The sequence below is a fragment of the Mesorhizobium sp. M0909 genome (genome assembly GCF_040319515.1).
Classification (GTDB): Bacteria; Pseudomonadota; Alphaproteobacteria; order Rhizobiales; family Rhizobiaceae; genus Mesorhizobium.
Genome location: NZ_JAMYOA010000056.1, coordinates 1 through 2,683, shown reverse-complemented (window position 1 = coordinate 2,683; position 2,683 = coordinate 1). Strand labels below are relative to the sequence as shown.

The window sequence follows — 2,683 nt, the reverse complement described above, 5'->3', positions numbered from 1 at the left end:
GCCGATGACCGGCCGATCGAATATGTGACCAGCCTGCTCAACCCGGCGCATTTTGCGCTGCATATGAGGTTCTGAGAGATGCCCGACGACGCCGGGAGCACGACCGATCGGGCTGTGGGAGCGCTTGTCGGCGGGGCACTGGGAGATGCGCTGGGCATGCCGACGCAGCTTTTGTCGCCGGCGCGGATTGCCGAACTCTACGGCCATGTCGAAGGCTTCATTACTCCTTTCGCCGACCATCCGGTGTCGAAGGGGCTCCCGGCCGGAACGATCACCGACGACACCGAACAGGCGCTTCTGCTTGGCCGTATCTTGGTCGAATCCGGTAACCGGTTCGACCATGCGCGGTGGGTCAACGCGCTGCTCGACTGGGAGCGCCACGTCAAGGCGCGCGGCAGCTACGATCTGCTGGGACCATCGACCAAACGCGCCATCGACGCCATCAACAATGGTATGCCTGCCGAGGAAGCGGGGCGCAGTGGCGACACAAATGGTGCGGCCATGCGCATCGCGCCAGTAGGTATCATGATGCCGCTGGAGCCGCTTGACGCGCTGGTCGCCAAAGTGGCCGAAACCTGCATGGCGACGCACAACACGTCGATCGCAATCGCTTCGGCCGCAGCGGTCGCTGCCGCCATCAGCCGCGGCGTCGCTGGCGGTGACTGGCGTGCCGCTTCCGACAACGCCATCACGGGAGCGAGACGAGGGGCGACACTCGGCCATTGGGCGACCGGCGGTGACATTGCTGCGCGCATTGCTTGGGCGCAGGAGCTTGTGCGCGGCAAGGCGACGAAGGACGCGATCCGGCTGATCATCGATCTGGTCGGCACCGGCGTCGCCAGCCAGGAGTCGGTTCCGGCTGCATTCGCAGTGCTGGAAGTCGCCGGTGGTGACCCTTGGCAGGCGGCAGTCATCAGTGCCAATCTCGGTGGCGACACCGACACGATCGGCGCCATCGCGGCCGGCATGGCCGGTGCCTGCACCGGCTTTTCCCGATTGCCTCAGAACCGCATCGCAGACCTCAAGGGTATCGACATAGCGGAGGTTAGCGCGCTCGCCGCCGACCTTGTTGTGGCGCGGATGTCCAAAGGCCGTGTGGACAAGGGCAGTGGCGGCAAGGATGCGGCGGCATGAGAGGGCGTCTCGTCCATGTCGGCAGCGCGGTGGTCGACTATGTTTACCGCATCGATGCCTTGCCGGCACCGGGCACGGAGAAGACTGCGTCGAGCTATGCACGAGTCGCCGGCGGCGGCTTCAACATGATGGTCGCGGCCAGCCGCACCGGCATGAAGGTGGTGTTCGGCGGCCAACTCGGCAGCGGACCCAATGGCGACTTCCTGCGCAGCGCCTTCAACGCCGAGGGTATCAGTACTATGACCCCGCCATCGCCCATGATGGACAGCGGCCATTGCGTCGCCTTGATCTCGAGCGATGCCGAACGCACCTTCGTGTCTTGGCCGGGTGCTGAAAGCGTACTCAGCCTCGACATGCTGGCGCCCGTGGTGGTCGCTGCAGACGACTGGGTGTTCACGTCAGGCTATACGCTGAGCTATCCCAAGAGCCGCGACGCGCTCACCGGCTGGATCGAGGCGCTTCCGGCCGACACACCGCTTGTCCTCGACCCGACACCTGTCATCACCGACATTCCCCACCCTATCCTGTCGCGGATACTCGCCCGTACTACCTGGTTGAGCTGCAACACGACGGAAGCGGCCGCGATTGCCGGTCCGGGCGCCGTCGAGACACTCGCGTCACGGCTGCTAAGTGACCACTCCCCTAAGGCCGTTGGCGTCGTCATTCGTGCTGGCGCGAAAGGCTGCCATGTGCGGCTGGCCGACGGCTCGGCGCAAACGATTGCCGGCTTCGAGGTCGCCGCCCTCGACACCAATGGCGCCGGCGACACCCATATCGGCGCTTTCGTCAGTGCGCTGGCGCGCGGCATGCCGCCTTTTGCGGCAGCGCACTACGCCAATGCGGCGGCGGCCATTTCCGTCACCCGCCACGGTGGTTCATCAGCGCCGACCGACCACGAGATCCAGACATTCCTGAGCCATGGCGGTCCGCCGATCGGCCTCCATGGCCGGAAGCAAGAGGCCAAACGCCCGACAGCCTGACAAAGCCCGGGAAGCGGGCAAACACAGAGAGGAACGAACATGCGCATGCCCGACTTGACTGCCCTGCTGACGGCGACCGCCGTCCTCACCTCCGCACTTGCATTTGCCGCAAACGCCGACGAGGTGCACGTACTCAACTGGAAGGGCTACGGCGCCGACGAGCCGTGGGCCATCGAGGCCTTCGAGAAGGCGACCGGCAACAAGGTCGTCAACGACTTCTTCAATTCCGAACAGGAAATGCTGACCAAGCTCAGGACCAATCCCGGCCTCTACGACGTCGTTATGATCAACGCCGCCTTCAACGACCAGGCAATGGCGGAAAAGCTGATCCAGCCGATCGACACATCCAAGCTGCCGAACTATGCCGACATCAGCAAGGACAAGGCGAGTTCGCCGATGCTTGTCCATGACGGCGAGGTCTATGGGGTACCTTGGGTCTGGGGACTGACGGCGCTCGCCATCAACGACAAGTCCTTCGACAAGCCGCCAACGAGCATCGCCGAAATGTGGGATCCCGCCCACAAGGGCCGCGTCACCATCCGTGACGATGCCGTCGAGGCGGTGCAGTT

At 64.5% G+C, this 2,683-nt stretch carries 3 protein-coding genes; all 3 read left to right on the top strand.

Going from position 1 to position 2,683, the window contains the following annotated elements; genetic code table 11:
* The first annotated feature begins 78 nt into the window (after nucleotides 1-78).
* The gene (locus NKH83_RS31445; RefSeq protein ID WP_352809044.1) at nucleotides 79-1,134 is read left to right on the top strand and encodes an ADP-ribosylglycohydrolase family protein; all 1,056 of its coding nucleotides are present in this window, start codon (nucleotides 79-81) and stop codon (nucleotides 1,132-1,134) included.
* Nucleotides 1,131-2,114 (top strand): PfkB family carbohydrate kinase, encoded by a 984-nt coding sequence (locus NKH83_RS31440; RefSeq protein WP_352804598.1) that lies wholly within the window; start codon nucleotides 1,131-1,133, stop codon nucleotides 2,112-2,114. Before NKH83_RS31445 ends, NKH83_RS31440 begins: the two co-directional genes overlap by 4 nt.
* A gap of 39 nt (nucleotides 2,115-2,153) precedes the next feature.
* Nucleotides 2,154-2,683 (top strand): extracellular solute-binding protein (locus NKH83_RS31435; protein ID WP_352809041.1); only part of this gene is annotated, 530 nt, incomplete at its 3' end.